Below are 21,150 nucleotides of genomic sequence, written 5' to 3'. Positions count from 1 at the left end.
CCGCCGACGACCTGCCGGGTGTCGTGGTCGAGGAGGACGGCACCGGGCAGGACGTCTCCACGGGGCGGGTCTCGTCGTCGGCGGATGTGGTTCCGTCGGTGGTGGAGGATGCGTCGTTGTTGTCGGTGCAGGACGCGGCGTCGGTGCCGTTGCCGCCGTCTCCGACCGCCGACGACCTGCCGGGTGTCGTGGTCGAGGAGGACGGCACCGGGCAGGACGTCTCCACGGGGCGGGTCTCGTCGTCGGCGGATGTGGTTCCGCCGGTTGTGGAGGGTGCGCCGTTGTTGTCGGTGCAGGACGCGGCGTCCGTGCCGTTGCCGCCGTCCCCGACCGCCGACGACCTGCCAGGCCTTTTGGGCGAGGAGGAGGCGTACGAGCTGAGCACGCTCTCCGGCCGGCCGCATCCCTCGCGGTCCGAGGCCGAGGCACTGGCGCAGTTCCGGTTCACCGACGACACCAGCGACTCCGACAGCGACAGTGACGACGGCACCCCTGGCACCGCGCACGAGGCCTGGCTCGACCTGCTCTTCGGGCCGGCGGCCCGGCACGACTACTCGCCCGAGATGCTCGTCGGTACGGCGGCGTCGGTGCGGGAACTCGCCCAGGGGGACCCGGAGCCGTCGTCCGCGGCCACCGGCGCCCGCGTCGCACTCCACGACCTGACCAGGCGGGTGCTGAACCTCGGTCCCGGCGCCGCGGTGAGTGAGCGGCACCTTCTGCTCCTCGGGTCGCTGGCTCTCGGCGCGTCCCCGGCCGACCTGGCCGACGAGGACGCCCTCGCCTCGTACCTGAGGCGGCACGACGCCGCCCTGGACAGGAGGACCGCGCTGGTGTCGGAGAACGGCACCGTGCGGAACTGGACCGGAACCGGGGACCAGGTGCCGCCCCTGGACTCGTACGCGGTGGAGGGGGAGGACGGCCGGGTGAGCACCTGGCCCGCGCCGTGGTCGGACCCGTACGTGGTCTTCGCCCAGGAGAGCGGGGACTCGGTCCTGCTGAACACACCCCGTGGAACGTTGGCCCTGGACGACCTCGGGGAGTTCGCCCGGCTCGTCGCACGGGACCCCGCGCGGCCCGCGAACGCCGACCTCGTCCTGGCCTTCCCCCACCAGGACATCGCGGACCTGGCCCAGCACGTCGCCGACCTGACCGGCGTCAGGGTCTGGTACTCGGAGCACGCCCCCCGTCCGTCCACGGACTGGCGGACCGGCACCGACCGCATCACGTCGGGCCCCGTCGGGGACGGCGTCGGCAGGGTGTGGACCTCCATCGAACCGGGCCAGGACGCCCCCGTCGCAGGCGAGTTCGACGACATCATCGGCCTGTACGAGGATGACTCCGACGCCGGCTCCCACAACGGCGACGCGCTGGCGGCACGCACGCCCGACCCGTTGACGACGACGGACTACGGCGTCGTGGACGACAGCGGCGAGGGCGTGCTGTTCCGCAAGCCCGGCGGGCACCGGGGCGCCTGGCAGACTCCGCGGGCTCTGACGGGGACGGAGGGCGCCCCCGAAATCGCCATGTCCGCGCAGGAGTACAACCAGACGCTCGTCGACGAGCGGCCGGCCCTGCGGATCTCCCCCGACCGTACGCTCGCGGTCGAGGACGGCGCGTACGGGCAGCAGGTCTTCGCCACGCCGGAGGCCGTCGCGAGCGCCTCCGTCAAGCTGTCGCGGGCGGGCCTCGCGGTGCGGCTGCGGACCGACGAGGACCTGAGCATCATCCTGCCCACGCCCGACGGGGGCAGCAAGCGGCTGTTCCGCGTCGCCCCCGTCTTCCTGACCCGGTCCGGCCGCTCCACGGAGGACATCTGCCGGGACTTCGCCGACATGCTGGCCGACAACTCCCGCACGTCGCACATGGTCTTCCGGGCCCCGGGGGGCGGCCCGGTGGTCACGGCACCGGTCAACGCCTCCGACGGGGCCGAGGTCACCGGTACCCACCACCTCGCCGACACCCTGAGCCGCGTCGCGGACGGCGACATACGCCCGGAATCGGCGGATCCGGGGTGGGCGGCCTCCCTCGTCCGCCAGGACGACCGGCCCGCCGGCGGCCACGGCGGCCTGCTGCCCGGCAGGGCGTACGGCAGCGCGCTGAGCCTCGACCAGCAGGACGACCCACGCCGCGACGCCGTCTCGGAGGCCGCACGCCGGATCGGGATCAACGAGCACGCGTGGGCCGACATCGGCGAGGGCTACGTCGTCCAGTCCGTCGCGGCGGCCGGGGACCAGGGCCAGCCGAGCCTGGAGCAGAACTACGCCAAGCCGCAGAGTGCCGCCGGCGGCGCGCACTTCGGCTACCACTTCGTCACCGTGGTCCTGGCCAGCGAGGACGGCAGCCACCAGATCTCCCTGGAGAACCACGCGCGTGCCTCGGTGACCACCCACCGGCACCGCAGAGCGGTCCGGGCGAACCTGGACACCCTCCAGCTGGACGAGCTGCGGGAGAACGCGGCACGACTGCGCCAGGAGATCGAGCGGCGAGAGGAGGCCGGGGACGACGAGCACCTCGCGGAGCTGCGTGGCCACCGCGACCTGACCCTGGCCCTCATCAGGGCTCACCAGGCCCGGACGGAGATGCTGGCAGCGCCGGCCGGCTCTCCGGAGCGTGCCGCGGCCGAGCGCACGCTGGAGGGCGCCACCCGCGCGGCCGCGCTCCGCGTCGGCCAGCTCGAAGCGGTCATCCCGAGCAAGCACCAGTGGTACATGCGGATGTACGCGCAGCGTCCGGGCGAGTCGCCCCATGACACCAACGTCGAACTGCTGGGCGACAGGCCCGCCGCCGTGGCCAATCCGCTCACCGCCGTCGTACTCCGCGGCCAGCTGGCCCTGCCGGTGTCCGTCTCCTTCGCCAAGGACGCCCAGCAGACGCCCGAGACCGCGAAGCACCCCGTCCGGCACCTGGCCAAGGTGGTGGCCAGGACCGCGCTGTGGAACGTCGCCAACGGGCTGCCGCTGCCGGATGTCAGGATCAGCGGGCTGCGCAGCACCCGCCTGCTCGGCCGTGACCTCACCAGGACGCGTACCGAGGCGGTCGCGGCCTCCTTCCGGCAGGAGCTCGCCGGGGCACTCGCGGAATTCCAGGAGGGAACCCCGCAACCGCACCTCACCGCCGACCTGTTCACCGTGGAACCGGTCTCGGTGCGCGGCCGCCGGCCCTCCACCGGCGACGGGGGCACCGCCACCGTGGACATCACGGTCGACGATCACCGCGGCGGCCCCCGGCAGATCGCCACCCGAGGGCCGCGCGGCGGATCCCTGCCCGGAGGGCTGCGGGGCGGCTCGCCCGACGACGGTCTCGACCCGGTGGCGGAGCAATGGCCGATCGGCCGCCCGGTCACCGTCATGCGGCCCCGCTACGGCGTCGACCCGCGCTCCACCGTGCCCGTGACCACCGTGCCCGTGACCGACGTGCCCGTGACCGACGTGCCCGCGGACACCGGGAAGGGCAAGGCCGCGGCCTTCGGGACCGCCGACGAGGCACCGGCCACCACGGGCCCGCAGCCGAACCGGTGGTTCGACTACACGCGCTCCGCCGAGTCCCGCTCGGAGCCCTTCCGCTACGAGGTCGCCGACACCGGGCACATCAGGCTCCCCGGAGGGCAGGAGATCCCGCCGACCGGGTGGACGCGGTTCGGCCATGACTTCGTGCACGCGGGGACGGGTGCGCTCCTGCGGGGCGACAGCGGCTGGATCGGCCGCGTGGCCAACATGGACACGCTCGCGCTCGTGATGGCGGACCTGGACCAGGAGTCCGCGCCCCACCGGATCGTGGCGGACCCCTCGGCCCTGTATCTCGTGCCGGAGGGCGACGGCGACACGGCGCTGCGCATCCCGCTGCGGGAGACCACCGGCGCCGCCACGGAGGCGGAGTCCGGGCCGCAGCCCCGCGCCCCCCGCGCCCGCCTCGACGACCGGCCGCGCATCGTCGTGCGGTCGGCCTTCGACGTGCGGCGCTTCACCCACGGCGGCGAGACCGTCACCGACCTGACCGTGCGGCTCACCCTGCGCCGGGGCGAGGGGCAGACCGATACCGACGCCGTCATGACGCGGGTGCTCCAGGGCGTGGAGGCGTTCTACAACCGGCCGGGACACCAATTGCCCAACGGCGACCGGCTGCACGTCACCGTCGAGTCGGTCGGCCCGGACGAGAACCCCCACCTGACGGTCGATCTCGTCGGCCGGGACCAGCGGATGAACCAGCGGGCGTGGTGGGCCGACGCCGACCCCGTGGAGTTCGCGCACGAGCTGGCGCACCAGCTGTTCCTGCGGGACGAGACGCGCGACGAGAGCAACCCCGACCGGCTCGACGCGCCGGGCAGCCTGCTCGGCCCGTTCCGCGAACAGGCCCCCGACGGCCTCGCGCAGAGCGGTCTGCGCCCGCGTCACCTCCAGCTGTGGGCGGCGGTGGCCGGGGACATCGAGCCGCACACCCCGCCGGAGGGGACGAGCTGGGCCGACGCGCGGAAGAACGCGACGGCGGAGCTCCGGGAACCGGCATGGGTCGACCCGGTGTCGCTCCCCGCGGCCTCCCCCCGGACCGGTCCGGACGGCGCGGTGCCGCCCCCGCTGCCGCCCGGACGTGACCTGTCCCCGCCGGCGGAGGAGTCCGACTCCGACGACGAGGACGAGAGCCCCCTGTGGGCCGAACCGGGCTGGCTGGACATGCTCTTCGGTCCCCACCGGGCCACCGTTCCGCGCACCCGGCTCCGGGAGACCTCCGAGGCGCTGTACGACCTCGTCCGCGCGGAGGCGGGCTCGCACCGGACGTCACAGGCGCTGCGCAACGGCCTGATCCGCGTCACCCGTCAGGTCCTGCACATGGGTGGCGGGGCCCGGCCGGGCCCGGCGGACTTCCTGCTGCTCGGTTCCCTGGCGCTCGACGCCTCCTCGGACGACGTGGCGAGCGCCGACGACCTCGCCCTGTACTTCGTCGAGCGGCAGATCGAGACAGGACGGGGCGCCCTGGACGAGGGCACGCTGCTGCGCGACGACGAGGGGAACGCCACCGGGCGCGACTTCACCGGACCGGGACAGCCCACCCCCGAGCTGGAGTCCTACGCCGTGCGCGGTCGGGGCCGGGTCGTCCCGCGGCCCGCTCCGTGGCAGAACCCGTACCTGGTCGTGGCCGAAGCGGCCGGCCGGGCCGTCGAGATCGCCATCCAGGGCCGGACCTTCCGGGTGGACAGTGCCGACGAGCTGGCCATGCTCATCTCGTACGACTCCCGCAGGCCCCGCGGCGCGGACATCGTCCTGGCGCTGCCCCCGCGGTACGCCGCGACCGTCGCGTCCCTCGTCGCCGGGACGACGGGCCGCCGCGTCTGGTATCCCGAGGCACCGGTCGGCGTGGCCACGCATCCGACGACCGGGACCCGCCACCTCATGCTCGACCTGGGCGAGGGTGACACCGGTGCGGGCTGGGCCTCGACCGACCCGACCGCGGACGCCGGACTGCCCGGAGCCCGCGACCTCAGCAGCGAGAGCGACACGGACAGCGACGACGACCGGTCCAGCAGCGACGGGGACGCCGAGTTCGACCGTCTGGCCGACCAGGCCGTCCTCGAACGGCAGATCGAGGCGCGCCGCCCCCGGCCGCTGACGACGCGCGACTACGGCGTCATCGACAAGCGCGGCACCGGGATCCTGTTCACCCGGCCGCTGCCGCGGTCCGTCGGGGAGGTCCGGGCCGGCACCGGACCCGACGCGCTGGTCCTGCCGCGCCAGGACCACGGGAACATCCCCATGGCGGACCGGCCGCCGCTGCACATCTCCGAGGACCGGACGCTGGCGATGCTCGCGGCCGACGACGGCGCGGCCGGCCGCAGCCGACAGGTGTACGCCACCCGTGCGGCGATCGAGCGCTCGTCCGCGCGACTGGCCGCGGCAGGGGCGGGGATCCGGCTGAAGGCCGACGAGTCGACCGGTGTGATGCTGCCGAAGGAGGACGGGGCGTACGGTGAGCCGCTGTTCCGGGTGGAGCCGGAGTTCCTGACGGCTTCGGGAGGTTCGGAGCACGCCTTCACGCGGGACTTCGCCCAGATGGTGGCCGGTGCGGCGACCGCGCCCCTGTCCCACATCGCCTTCCGGGGCCCTAGGGGCGGCGTCGTCTCGACGGCCCCGGTGAACGGACAGCACGGCCGGGAGGTCACCGGCACCCACCACCTGGCCCAGGCACTGGCGGAGGTCGCCGAGGGCACGCGCTCGGCCACCGATGTCACCCCCCGCTGGGCCGCCCGCCAGACCGGACGGGACAACCGCTACACCGGCGGCGTGGTGGGCGCCCCCACACCGGGCGAGCGCTACGGCCGCGCCCTGAGCTTCGAGCCGCCGGACAATCCGCTGCGCACCCCGCTGGCCTCGGCCGCGCGGCGCATCGGCGTCAACGAGTACGCGTGGGCGGGCGTCGGCGAGGGCTACCTGATCCAGTCGGTCAGCACCACCAACGACAGCGGCGCGCAGTTGTTCACGCACAACCACGCCAAGCCCGGCGACCCGGTGGGCCCGCACGCCCCCTACCACTTCGCGCAGGTGGTGCTGGCGAGCGAGGACGGCACCCACCAGATCACGCTGGAGAACGAGACCCACTCCCGGAGCGAGATCCCGGCCGAGCTCCTCGACGGCGTGATCGACGAGAACCTCGACCGCTACGGCGAGGACGAACTCACCCGGCTGGCCGGGGAGGCCGAGCAGCGCGTCGCCGAGGCACGGCACAGAGCCGCGGACGAGGGGGAGACCGACCGCCTGCAGGGCTTCGCACGGGTGGCCAGGGCCCTGGCCGAGGTCCACCAGGCGGAACAGCTGCCGTGGTACTTCGACGAGGACCGGACCGAGCACGCGCTGGCGCTGCGCGAGGCGGCACGGGCGCGCTCGCGCGCCAAGGAGCTGATCCGGGCCGCCGCGCCGGTGATGGAGAGCAAGGACCTGTGGTCCTTCCGCGCGTACAGCAAGCGGCCGGGTGAGTCGGCGCACGAGGTCAACGCGGCGCTGCTGTCGGAGTCCTCGCCCGCGGTGGCCAACCCGCTGACGACGGTGGTGCTGCACGGCCACGCGCCGCGCCGGTACCAGCAGACCATCCGCTTCGAGGAGGGGGAGCGCGGCATCCCCGCCGACGCGGACGGCACGATCGACGGCCTGGCCCTGTCGCTGGCACGCGCCGGCCTGTGGAACCGGGCCCACGGCCTGCCGATGCCGTCGGTCACCCTCACCGGGCACGGCAACCGCTCGCAGGCCAGCGGCCAGGAGCGGGCGGACGCCGTCGCCAAGGCGCTCGCGGCCAGGCTGACCCAGGTCCTGGACACCTTTCAGACCGGCCTGAGCGGGTCGCGCGTCGGCGTACGGGACTTCGGCCTCACCAAGTCCGCCAAGCGGGTGCGCAGCGCCACCGACCCGGCCCAGGGGCGTGTGGTGACGATCGGGATCGACGATCACCGCCTGGTCCCGCCGGGGCAGTCGGGCCGCGCCACGCCCGTCGAGGAACCGTCCCGCCGCGAGGAGCCCGCACCCACGCGGCCGAGCACCACCGAGCCGGTGGTCCCACCGTCCGCGACCACCGAATCCGTACCCGCCACCGGGCGCGCCAGGTCGCGGCCGCCGGGCCGTTCCGCAGAGGCGAGCCCGGAGCGCAGGAACGGCGAAGCACCCCCGTGGGTCCTGGCACGCATCCGCTACGCGGAGGAGTCCGCCGCCTTCGACAAGCGGCTGGGCGAGTACCTGGCCGAGCACGAGGCGGTGACCGCAGAGTTCCGCAAGATGGCGAGTGCCGCCTGGGCACAGGCCCGCCAACGGTATCCGCGCGCTCTGGCGACGTTCGGCGACACCAGCAAGTTCAAGGCGGGTGTCGTCGGCACGTCCCGCGAGGCACTCCAGCGGGTGGTGAGGAGCGGGAACCTGCGGGAGCTCGTGGCGTTCCTGTACGAGGGGATCTCCAGGGACCTCGTGCCGGAGATGCTCGGCGGCGCCGAGGAACAGCATCCGGAGATCGCCGAGGAACGGCCGAGCCGGCGGCAGCGGGAGGCCTACACCGCGTACATGCGGCGCGCCACGGAGATCCAGGCGTCGGACATGTCGCCCGCGCAGAAGCAGGCCGCACTCAAGGAGCTGCCGCAGCCCGTCGCGGACCCGGCGCAGCCCGACGAGGCGCGTCCGCCGCTGAGCGAGGCGGAGCGCCGGTTCGCGGTCGACGAGGCCGGGCTGACCTGGATGCCGGCGACGTCGGTGTACGACATCGCGATGAGCGCCGGTTTCCAGGGGCGTTCGGAGGACTCCGGCGGACTGGTGGCGACCGGCACCGCCGGGTCCACGTACCGCTTCATGCTGCACGCCGCCCGGATGCGGGAGCAGTGGGGTGTCGACCTGGACCTCGGTCTGATCAGGGCCGGGATGATGGCCATCTCGCTGACGGTGGGCCACCACACCGTCCACGAGGTGATGCGCGGCGCCCAGCTGGCACTGAACGACGTGCCCGGCCATGACCCGGCTCTGGACTACACGGACAACTGGGGCCGGTACTGGAACATCCATCCGCTCGACGAGCAGGAGCTGCGGGAGAACGTCGCGCGGGACGGGCTCTTCCCCGACGAGCACGCCCAGGCACTGCTGGACGAGCTGCAGCCGAAGTCCTCCACGGACACCGGCACGGGAGGGACCGGCACCCGCGCCACGCTCACCCACCGCCCGATCCACACCCGGCCCGTCGCCTCCGAGCCGAACCACCCGGTCGCCCAGATGCCCGGCCCTCCCGCCGCGCACCGGGGCACCGCCGCCACCCCCCGGGAGGTACCGCCCCACGAGGCGGAGGCCCACCGCGAAGCGGTCCTCGACGCGCTGTACGGCCTGGGTGCCCTGAACGGCGTCGACCGGGAGCGCGCCGCCGGGGCGCTGGAGCGGCTCGACCGGCTCCGGGCCGGGGACCCCGAGCTGAGCGGCGGCTTCCTGGACCTGGACGCGCTGGTCCGCCGGGTACTGCTGCTCGACCCCTCCGACACGGTGACGCCCTCGGCGCGCGGCGCCCTCGTACGGCTGGTGACGGCCCCGTTCACGGCCGGCGCCGGCAGCCCGGCAGCGCTGTCCGCCCACTACCTGGCCCAACGCGGGGCGTTCCACCAGGACTTCCGGCTCACCGACGCCCAGGGCCGCCCGCGTGGCTGGAACTGGCTCGGCCGGCCCCTGCCGGCCGACTTCGATCCGGGCAGCACCGGCCGGATCTCGCGCGCCCCCGACGGCACGACCGGTCACAGCGGTCCCGAGGCCGCGCCGTGGCGCCCCACGCCCGGCCACCCCGAGCCGTACCTCGTGCTGCTCGCCGGCCGGTCCGAAGGGGTCGTGGTGCGCGGGCTCGGCGGGTTCGCGCGCCCCGTACCGCCCGAGGTCCTCCACGAGCTGATGGCCCTCGACCGGAACCTGGCGGGCCGGCCGGGGCCGCTGCTGCTCCACGTCGACCGGCCCGCCGCCGCGTCCCTGGACCTGCCGCGCGGCCTCTCCGACCGGCTCGGCCGGGAGGTGTGGGCCACCACCGGCCGGTCGGTCATCGGGCGGCTGCCGAACACCCCGGACCGCTCGGTGGTCCTCCTGCTGGACGAGGAGAAGCTCGCGCCCCGGGGCCAGTGGTTCGCCAACACGCCGGCCACGGCGCCCACCCCGCCCGCCGGCGCGGAGGGCGACCGGGTCAGCGCGCTGTCCATCGCCCACCACGGCCACCGGTCCACGGGCTACATCTCGATGGACCTCGCCGGTTCGGACGACGGCGGCTGGTCGCGGACGCTGGCGCACAGCCGGCTGGGGGCCGTCACGTCCTACGTGTTCCAGCGCACCGCCTACGAGGCCAAGGGGGCCACCTCCCTCGTGCCGTGGGTCGAACGCGGCCTGCCGGCCCCGTACTTCCCCAACAACCACGGTCTGCCGGGCACCGTCATGTGGCACACCCCGGAGGGGGAGCGGCGGGACGACGGGCCGCGGTTCGCCCGCAGTCTCGCCCGCCGCCGCAGCCTGGCCTCGCTCGCCCCCGAGCACCCTGTGGTGCTGCTCGTCTGCTACGCGGCGACGCCCGCCGGCATCGGCGAGATGCACGGACTGCACATCGACGGTCCGCTGCCCTTCGTGCCCGACCCGCTCGCGGCCGTCGCGGTCGGCCAGGACACGGCCAACGAGACGGGCCGCACGGTGTTCGCCACCGTCCTGATGAACGCCACCGTGCAGCCACGGCACGGCGACCAGGAGCCCTACATCAGCCTCTACACCGACGCGCGGGGGCGCGCCTACCACTGGGTCGAGTTCCGTCCGGAGCCGGCCGGGCACGCGCTGGACGGGCGGGCCCGGGACGCCGGGCTGCACCACGGTCCGGGACCCGCCACCGAGGCGGTACGGGAACGGACCCTGCGGCTGGTCCGGGCGCTGCGCCAGATCTTCGGCCCCACGGCCGACGAGAGCCCGGAGTACCCCGTCCTGCTGCGCGGCATGGGCGCCCTCGACCTGATGCGGGAGGCCGATCCGCAGCTGGACCGCGACGGCGCCCGCGAGTTCACCCTGGACCTGTACGAGCAGCTCCTGACCCGGTACCACGGGCTCCCGCCGGGGCAGACCCCGCAGTTCACCCCGGACGGTCACCGGAGCCTGCTGACGGACGCGGCCCGTCTGTGGGACTCCGGGCATCGGGGCCCGCTGACCGGCTGGATCGGGCTGCCGCACCTGGTCCACATGCTGACGGACCTCGCCTCGGCACCCCACCGCGAGGGCATCGCCCGGCAGGTCCTGGGGCTCGACGCCATGGCACCGGTGGGCGAGGCCGAGTGGTCGCGGCTGCTGTGGGCGTCGTTCAAGGTCGCCACGGTGACCGCCCAGGCGGATCCGGGCACGTTCGCCGCCGCGGTGCTGCACCTGCCCGCCCCCGACCCGGCACGGTTCGGCGAAGCGGTCCTCGTGGCACGACGGGCGGCGGCGGCCGGCCGTGATCCGCGGCTGCTCCACGAGGTGGCCGCCCACCACCTGGAGCAGCAGGGCGCGCTGGAGTCCGACCGGCTCCTGACGGACGACGAAGGCACGGCCTGGGGCCGGGCCCTGGACGGCACACCCCGGCCGGAGGGCGAGTTCGACCCGAGCGTCGTCACCCTGCTGGGGTACGCGCCCGACGGTTCGCTCGTACCCGTCGGCACCGAGCCCGCGCCCTGGGCGGCCGACCCGCACCGTCCGACACCGTTCGTGTACGTCGCCGACGGTGACGCCGACGGGCTCTACATGCAGGGACCGGTGCCGCCGCAGGAGTTCGGCGAACTCGTCTTCCGTGACCCGGAGCTGCTCGGCGAGAACGGGTACGCCGAGGTCATCGCCGTGGTGCCGCACGGCAGGCCGTCCGGTGCACGGCCGGTCGAGGGCAGCATCCCGGGTGAGGGCGCCCGGAACTCGGCCCGGAACTGGTGGGCCACCCACGGAGCCACCACGCTCCACCACGACCCGGCGACCGGGACGTACACCGTCGCCATGCTGCCGGGCCCGGACGGCCGGCCGGCCACGGCGGGCACCTGGGGGCGGACCACACCCCCCGAGGGCGACCGCTCTTCCACCCCGGGCCCGGCGGCGGCGACCAACGCGCCGGCGCGCCGCACTGCCGTGGCGTCCGGCACCGCGCCGCCCGCCGAGGCCGCCACCGCCGGCCTGGACGCGGCCTGGGCCGCGCACGCACGGGCGCTGACCGCGCTCGGCGAGGCCACCGCCGACGCCGCGGCGACGGAGCGGGCCGACGGTGACGGGACGGCGGCGGACGCCCGGGCCGGGGTCGACGAGGCGCGCCGCGCACTGGAGGACGCCGAGGCGCGGCTGTGGGCCCTGGGCGTCGCCCCGGACACGCTGGGCGCGGCGCGGATCACCGGCGAGAGCGCCGCCGGCGGCCGGGGTGACGGCTCCGACACGGGGGAAGCGGCCCCGGTCGTCCTGAGGCATGCCCACGAACGCCTTTGGATCGCCGGGCAGTTGCTCGATGGCGACCTGCCGCCCGCCCCGCCGCGGCCCGCCGGGGACGAGACCGTCGGCTCGCAGGAGCTGGAGGCCGCGGGCATCACGCTCTCCGTCGGCCAGCGGACCGAGATGGCGCTGCGCGGCGACGGCCGGCTGCCCGCGAGCGCGCTCTCACCCCTGGACGCGGTCCGGGCAGGAATGGCGGGGCGAGGCGCCTGGTCGGACACGATGCACACGGCGGCCGCGAACGCTTCGCGGCGCCTGTGGGCGCGGGCGTACGCCGACTTCGCGGGCGCGGCGGCCGAGGGTACGGACGAGACCGGCACCACCCGCGCCTGGGACACCGCCGTCTCCCTGGTGCTGCCGGCGGAGCCGCACGCGGCCCTCGCCGACTCCCGGTACGCCGGTGACGGTTACCGCGACGCGGTGCGCAGGGTCGCCGATCACCTGCTGGGCGCGGGGACCGGCCCAGGGACCGCACCGGCGTCGGCAGCGCAGCTGGCCGACACCCTCCGCTCCGGCCTGGGCCTGCGGCAGCGCTGGACCGCGCCCGCCACGGACACGGTGCCGGTGGCGCAGTCGGGGACCGGCGCCGACATGCCCGACTTCGACATGTCGGTCCTGGACGTTCTCGACCCGGACAGTGACACCTTCGGCGACATCGACATGTCGGCCGTGGACGTCCCCGCCCCGGACGGTGACGGCTTGGGCGACATCGACATGTCGGTCCTGGATGTCCTCGACCCGGACGGTGACGGCTTGGGCGACATCGACATGTCGGTCCTGGACGTTCTCGGCCCGCACGCTGACGGCTTCGGCGAGATCGACACCTCGGCCTGGGACGGCATCGACGCCGGCGGCTTCGACTTCGAGCTGCCCGGAACGGGCCTCGCCGACCTGTATCTGACCGGTCCGGACGCACCCGACCTGGACATGGCCGACGCGGACACGACCGGCCCTGACATGACGGTTCTGGACGCGGGCGGGCAGCCGGTGTTCGCCGCGCCCACCGCCTCCGCACCGGCCCGGCCGCTCGCCCCCCTGCCCCGGCTGAGTCTCGTGACGTACGGCCAGGGGGAGACGCGCCCCTCCGCCGACGCGCAGGAGAGCCTTGAGCGACTGGCGTTCCAGGTCGCGAGGGCCGGACTGCGCAACCGGCGCACGCGGGTGCCGCTGCCGAAGACCGACATCGCCGGATACGGCGCCGACGCCCGCCAGGCCGGCACCGCGCAGGAGCGGGAACGGGCCGCCCGGCAGAGGGGCGACCAGCGTGCGCGGACCGCGCACGAACTGTTCGTCCAGAAGCTCGGCCACGCGCTGGACACCCTCCAGGAGAACCTGCCGGCGGATCGCACCCGACTGTCCGCGAGGGACTTCAAGATCACCTCGCGCGGCCGTGCGCGCATGCCCGGCCAGGGCTACACCGCGGGCCTGCCCGTTCCGGTGAGCCGCGCGGACCTGGGCAGGCAGGCCACCGTCGCCCTCACCTCGCCGGGGCACGCGGCGGCGGTCGAGGCCCTGGACGCGCTGCGCCGCGAGGACCGCGCACTGCGTGCCGGGGCGTTCGACGTGGACGCGGTCGCCCGGCGGGTCCTCCATCTCGACCCCGTGGTCCCCGTCGGCCCGGAGACGCGCAGGGACCTGTACACCATGGTCGAACGGGCGCTCGCGGCCGGGCGGGCGGCAAGCCTGGCGGCCCTCTCCGCGTTCGCCCTCGAGGAGGCGGGCGTCCTCGCCGCGGACCGCGCCCAGTACGTCTCCGTGGGCGGATCCAGGGCTCCGGGTCTGAACTGGGCCGGACCCGAAGTCGTCGAATTCGACGGCATCTTCGTGGAACACCTCAAGCCCGACCAGGCGGGCGGCTTCATCCCCACGGGGCACTCGGACTTCTCCCCGTGGCCGTGGGACGTGACCCCGTACGCCGTTCTGGCCGACGGGCACCACGACAGGGTCGTGACGCGGCTGCCCGACGGGACGACGAGGGAACTCGACGTCGACACGTTCGTGGAGCTGGTCGCGGCCGACCCGGCACGGCAGGGCCTGCCGGACGGCACTCCGATCGTCCTGGCCGTCCCGTTCGCCGGCGACCGGTACCTGGAACTGCCGCGCAAGCTCGCGGAGCGCACCGGCCACACCGTATGGGTCCACAGCGGTCTCGCGCGGCGCCACCCCGATCCGGCCGGGCAGAGCACGATCGCCGTGATCCGGCAGGACGGACTGCCGCACGGGTCCTGGGTCGCGGTGCGGCCGGGCCTGGCGCCCGACGCCGAGGACGGCGCCCCGGACTGGCACCGCGACGTGCTGACCCAGCCCATCGTCAGCACCCTGACCGGACAGCAGATCGGACGCAGCCTGCACGAGCCCGGTGAACTCACCGGGACGCGCGAGGACAACTTCAGCCTGCTCGACCGGATGACGCTGTTCGTCCACTTCAACCGCTCCACCGGCACGTACTCCGCCAAGCTCCCGCTGGTGGACCCCGGTCCGAAGGACAAGGCGTACCACCTGGCGGGCCATGGTCTGCCGGGCCGCCTGGTGCTGCCCCTGGCCGGCGGCGGATCGAGGGCGGCCGACGGGCACGAGGCGGGGGACTGGCTGCGACGGCGCAAGAGCCTGTCGAGTCTGCCCGAGGACCACTGGATCGACATGGTGGTCTGTTACTCCTCGACCCCGCAGGACACCGCCGTGCAGGACCTCTCGCAGGCCGGCGACTCCTTCCGCGTACCGTTCGCAGCCGATCCGCTCGCCGACGACGCCCTCTCCATGGGACAGCACCTGGCGAACGCCACCGGTCGCACGGTGCGTCTGTCCTACGACCAGCAGGGGGCGTTCAGCTATCAGGACGACCCCGTGCGGGTGCTCTTCACCGACGCGCGCGGACGCCGGTGGTGGTGGGAGACCAGCCGTCCGGAGCCCGGTGACGCCGAGCTGGACCGGCTGGCGCAGCGAGCCGGGTTCGACACCGCGCCGTCGCCGCGGACCCGCGCCGAGCTGCTGCGTGTGGTGCGGGCCCTGAAGGCGGTCTTCGGGCCCGACGTGGAGGACGCCGCCGACTACGCGGCCCTGGTCCGGGGCACCGCCGCGCTCGTCAACATGTGGCACACCGACCCGGACCTCGGCCCGACCGGCCCGTTCTCGCCCGACCTGCTGCGCCGGGTGGTCGCGGCGCACCCGGAGGCCGTGTCCGGGGTGGACCGCCAGGTCACCCGCCGCGTGCTGGCCGCGGCGGCCCAGGCATGGCAGTCGGAACCCTCCCTGCCGGTGAGCCGGTTCGTCGGCCTGCCGGTGCTGCACTCGGCGGCCCGGTGGCTCCAGGACACGGCGGCGGTGGACGAGGCGGCCGTCGCCGCACTGGCCCTGTCCGGCCCCGGCGACGTGGGCACTGCCGAGCGGGCGCGGCTGTTCCGGGCGCGGGTCAAGGCCGAGGAGACGCGGGACGCGGCCGGTCCGGACGCGGACGCCCTCATGGCGAGGCTGCGGCACCTCGACCCCGGCACCGAGGTGGACGACGCGCTGCGCGGTGAGGCGCTGACGCTGCTCACCCGCGGGTTCGCCGCCGGCCGGAACATGACCGACCCGGACGTCGCGGCGGCGTACGACCTGGAGGCGCGCGGCGCCTTCGACCGGTCCGCGGCGCCCACGACCATGGGGCCGGCCACGGGCGGCGGCCGGGACTGGAAGGACGGTTCGGTCCTCCCGTCGGAACTGAGCAGATTCCGGACGCCGGACGGGCTCGCCGACGCCCCCTGGGCCGGACAGGACGCGAACGGCAAGGACAGGCCCGTCCCGTATCCGGTGCTCACGTACGTGGACTTCCAGAACAGCGACCGTCTCCACGTGGGCTTCGGCGGCGCCTCCTACGCCGTGTCCGCCGAGGAGTTCGCCGAACTGCTGGCAGCCGATGCCCAACTGAGCCGCAAGAGTGTGACGACCCCCGTCCTCCTCCTGGCGACCGGGCTCGGTGGGCCGGCGCCCGGCCTCGCGGACGTGATCGCCCAGCGGCTGGGCCGCAGCGTGTGGTGGAGCCCGTTCCCGGCGAACCTGTCCGGGACGGACGACTCGGGCACCGCGGTGCCGACCCTCGTCGACTCGCTGGTCAGCATGAGCAGCCCGACGGCCGCCGACTGGTACGAGGCACGGCCCGTCGACCCGCCCGGGACCCAGGAGGGCCCGCGCCCCGTCGAGCCGCCGCTCCCCGCCGGGCCGCGGCCTGGCACGGTGGGCACGGCCGGGGACGCGGCGCGGGGCACGGGGACGACCCCGGCACCGGTGCCCACCGTCCCGGTCACCCCGCCGGCCGCCGCCCTGGACGCCGATTGGGCCTTCACCACGGCGACCGACGCGTCCTTCGCACCGGCCTCGCCCGTCTCCTCCCCGGCCACCTCCGAGACCTGGTCCACCGCCTCACCTCCGTCCGCAGGCCACGTCGGTACGGGCTCGGACCCGCTGCTGTCCGGCGCCACGCTGATGACCGACGGCCGGGGCACCCCGCGCGGGCGCGACTGGACCGGTTTTGGCATCAGGAGCGTCGACGCCTCGCGGATGCTGCTCCACGAGCAGCGGGACGGCGAGCTGCGGAGGGTCTCGCAGGAGGCGGCGCCCTGGGGGGCCGGGGCCTACGTGGTGGCGGCCGACGGCGGCTACGAGTCCCTGTTCGCCGCGGGCCGGGAGCTCGGTCCGCGAGCGGTGGCGGACCTGCTGGCAGCCGACCCCGCACTGGTGTCACTGCCGCGCGACGTCCCGGTGGTGCTGGTGAGCCCCTACGCGGGAGCCCAGGACGGGCAGTTGGCGCGAGCCGTGGCGGAACGGCTGGGCCGCAGGGTCTGGGCGCCCAGCGGCGACGGACGCCTTCTGAGCCCCGCCGACGAGGCCACGGCAGAAGTCCCCGCCGGTGCGCTCACGCACGTGCCGTCGCTCGTCGACTCCGACCCCGAGGACGCGTACGGCGACTGGGTTCCGTTCGATCCGCCACCGGACGGGAGCGGGAGGTCCGTGGACCGCGAGTGGGTCACGGTGGACGGTGTCCGGTTCCGGGACAGCGACGTGGACACCCGCCCGCTGGTCGGGGCGGACCACCGCTTCGAGGGCCGCGAGTCGATGCCGGACGACGGCCGCAGGCGGCTGCGGGAGCGACGGCTGCGGCTGTATCGAGGCATGCGGGAGCGCGCGCACGTGCTCCGCCTCGGCGACACCTACCACACGGTCGACGCCGAGGAGACCGCCCCGGACACGGAGGCTTCGGTCTACACCTTCCACGCCCACGGCGTGCCGGGCGGGCTGAAGCTCGTCCACAAGGACGGCCGGGTGCTGCTGCTCGGCGCCGAGGACGGCGGGCGCTACATCGGCGGGCTGCCCGAGGTGGTCGCGCGGGCGGCCGGGGAGGAGCTGCACGTCGCGAGCTGCTACGGCGCCGTAGCGGGCGATCCGGTGCGCGAGCAGTCCCTCATCAGGCCCGCACCGCTCGTCGAGGACCCCCTGGAGGAGGTCGCGCTCGCGCAGCACACCGCCAACCACAGCGGCCGTACCACCACCGCCGCCACCGGCAGGACCGGCTACAACGACACCGTGCGGCTGCTCGCGGCGACGCCCGACGGCACCCTGGCGAGCATCGAGACCTTCCTGCCCGAACCGGTGGACGGCACGGCGGAGTTGACCGAGGCGGCCGGGCTGCGCCCGCTCCCGCGCCCCACCGGCCTGCCCGCCTGGGACGACGAAGGGCCGCGCGCCCTGCGGCTGGTGCGCGCGCTGCGGCAGGTCTTCGGCAACGAGGTGGAGGCCGACCGCGGTGTGCCGGGCGGCCGCTACGAGCGGCTGCTGCGCGGGATCGGCGCGCTGGAGACGCTGCGGGCGAACGACCCGGCCCTGAGCGCGCTGACCCCGCTGCGCATGGAACTGTGGCAGGTGCTCGCTCAGACGCCCGACGGGCCGGACCCGCGGCCGGCCGACTACGAGGCCGTGCTCGACCGCGCCCTGGCCGCGGACCCGGACTCCGCGCTCACCGCCGTATGGGACGCGCCCGCCCTGCGGGCCGCGCTGGACCGGCTCGCCACGGGCGGGGACGCAGCGGTGCTCGCGGTGCTGCGGATGCCCACCGGTCCGCTCACGCCCCGCGCGTACGCCCGCGCGCTGTGGGCGATGACCGGCGCCTCCCGGCTCCTGGACGCCAAGCCCGCTCCGGAACGGGAGGAGTGGGGGCGCACGGCACTTCACCTGCCCGCCGGCGCCCCGTGGGACGCGTCCGCGGAGGCCCGGCTGCGGGAACTGACCGAACAGGCCGTCGCCGCCGGACGGGACTCCGGCCACGCCGGCGAACTGGCCGTCTTCCACCTGGAGACTCTGGGGGCGTTCGCCGACCAGGGGCGGATCCGTACGCCCGGCGGGGCACTCCAGGGCCGCAACTGGGGCCCCACGCCCACCCCCGGCGGGCTGGAGCCCTCGCGCCTGTACGTCGCCAGGACCGGTGCCGACGCAGACACCACCACCCTGGAGTTCGCACCCTGGACCCAGGAGGGCGCCGCCGCTCCGTACTTCGTGCACGCGGAGACGAACACAGCCGGCGCGGTGCTCCTGCGGCTGCCGGGCGGGACCGTGCAGGTCGGTGTGCGGGAGTTCTTCGCGCTGCTGGAGTCCGACCCGGAGCTGTCGCTGATCAGCCGGCACCGCCCCGTGGCCCTGCTGGTGCCGGGGATCGGCACGGGACAGCGGCGCGCACTGCAGCGCTTCTCCCGCAGGAACGACCGGACCGTGTGGAGCTACGACGGCGCGTTCACGGTGTCCGGGGGCAGCGCGGCGCGACCGGGCCACGTCACGGCCCTTCCGCAGCAGGACGGGCGGCCGCAGCCGGATCCCGGGACCGGCCCGGGGACGGATTCGCGGGCACCGGACACCCGGACCACGGCGACGGCGCAGGCCTCGGACGCGCGGCGGCCCGGCGTCTGGCGCCGGACCGTGCCGCGGATCCCCTCCGCCGCCGAGACGGACACGGTGAACGCGGCGAGCGGCGACGCGCGGGTGAACCCGGCGACGACCGCCGAGTGGAGCGCGAGCACCGACGCCGACGGGGTGACGCCGGCGGGAGGGACCCTGCCCTACTCGGCGGACGGACAGTTCGACGAGCGGTTCGCGGCGACGCTGGAGGCCTTCCCGGTAGCGGCCTCCACCGACCGGCACACGGTATGGGGCTACGGCCAGGCCGATCCGGACTTCCACGTCTTCGTGGCCGAGATACCGGCGCTCGGACTGCGTGGCGAATACAACCCCGACGGCCCGTCCGCCGGCGGTGTCACCGACATGACCGGGCAGGTGCACTCCAGCGGTCCGGCCTGGGACTGGTACCTGCCCGGCCGCGGACTCGTCGCCTCCTCCCGCATGCTGACGGACCCGCCGACCGGCGACGAGCCCGTACCCGTCGGCTGGCCCGCCACCGGACCGGTGCGCCCGACCCCGGCCGTCGACCCGGCCACCACCGCCGCGGACCCGGCCGCGCTGGCGGGCGGCACGCTCCCCGAGGCACTGTGGCGCGATCACGACGGCCCGCTGTACCGCTTCAGCCCCGACGGGCCCGAGCAGGTCTTCGCCGAGGGGCTCAAGCCGTACGGCTCCGACATGGTGCACATCGTCGACCACGTCTACGGCGGCAGCGCACTGGTCCCGCACACCGTCTTCGCGAGCGCGACCGCGAACCGCGACTACGTGCGCGACAGCGCCCGCGCGAACCCGATGGGCGCCCCCGCCCTGTACCGCCGCTACCGCTGGCGCTACGACGTCCAGGTCCCCGGCGGCATCGACGTGAACGCCACCCTGGGCCTGGCCTCGCCCTTCCCCGACCAGGAGGAAGTGCTCTTCCCCGGTGGCGTCGACCGCCGGTACATCCGTGGCGCGCAGCCCATGGCGTACGGCATCCCGCTCGGACCGTACGTCGCCAACCCGCATTTCACACCGCTCGCGTCGCCCACCGGGAGCGGCGGGACGTCCGTCGTCGACGCGGACTTCGCGGGCCCGGCGGAGCCGGCCGCCGGCCCGGTGCTCGAATCGTTCCCGGCACTGTCCCTGGACTCGGACTCGGACCCGGACGACGACCCGCGTCCGCTGTTGTCCAGGTATGACGACTCGGACCCGGACGACTCCCCGGAGCCGGCGGAGGAGACCGGCGATCCGGCCGCGCCCGACTGGGTTCTGGCACGCGTCCGCTACGCGCAGGAGGCCCTGTACTTCGAGCAGCGGCTGGCCGCGTACCTGGGCGAGAACGAGCAGGTCAACGCGGAGTTCGGCAAGGTCGTGCGGTCGCTCTGGCTGATCGCCCTGCACCGTCGCACGGACTACCGGATGTTCGGCAGCGACAGCGGGGAGGACGGCGGCGCCGTCGGGACCTCGTACGAGAACCTCGCGCGGGTGGTGGAGTCCGGCAATCTGCGCGAGCGGGTGACGTTCCTGTTCAACGGCGTCGCCAGGCAACTCGTCCCCTACCTCCTGGGAGGCGTCGAGCCCCCGCATCCGGTGATCTCGCTGGAGCGCCGTGACCGGCACACGAGCGAGCGGCTCAAGCGATACGAGCAGGAGCGTGCCGAACTCCTCGCGGCCGAGCTCGACCCCGAGGACGAGGCGCAGGAGATGGAGGAGCTGGACGCGATGCTGCGGACGCCGCTGCTGCCCCACGAGGTCAGCCCGGTGCTGAGCCCGGCCGAACGGCGCCTCGCGGTCCGGGAGGGGGCCCTGCTCTGGTCACCCGCCGGCCTGGTGCACACGCTGCCGATGTCCGCCGACTTCCAGGCGCGTTCGGAGGATTCCGCCGGTCTGGTGCTGACCGGCACCTCGGGCAGCGCCTACCGGATCCTCACGCACGTGGCCCGGCTGCCCCGGCTCGCCGGTGTGCCCGTGGACCTCGGCCTGATCAGAACCGGACTGCTGAGCGTGCTGGTGGGCGTGGGCCACCACAGCTTCCACGAGGTGATGACCGGTGCCCAGCACGCCCTGGACGAGATCGACCGCACGGCGGCGTCGGTCTACGCCGACAACTGGGGCCGGTACTGGGACGTCCATCCGTTGAGCGAGGAGGAGCTGCGGGCCTTCGTCGCCCGTGAAGGGCTGTTCCCGGATGAGCACGCACGGGCACTGCTGGCCGAGTTGGAGGCCGGCAGGGGTGGAGAGGCCGGGAAGGCCGCCGGCACGGGGGCGGGGAACGACGGGGGTGCGCACGGGTGAT

1 protein-coding gene is annotated in these 21,150 nt (G+C 74.8%); it reads left to right on the top strand.

The annotated features are described in order from the left end of the window. The first annotated feature begins 23 nt into the window (after positions 1-23). Positions 24-21,149 carry a lonely Cys domain-containing protein gene (locus AB0F38_RS14785; protein WP_361891982.1) on the top strand — a complete coding sequence of 7,042 codons (21,126 nt, stop codon included), beginning with the start codon at positions 24-26 and terminating at the stop codon, positions 21,147-21,149. Position 21,150: the final 1 nt, after the last annotated feature.

It is taken from the genome of Streptomyces sp. NPDC025273 (genome assembly GCF_040638585.1).
GTDB lineage: Bacteria > Actinomycetota > Actinomycetes > Streptomycetales > Streptomycetaceae > Streptomyces > Streptomyces cinereorectus.
Note: the sequence above shows the minus strand (reverse complement) of the source record. Positions and strands in the feature narration are given on the sequence as shown.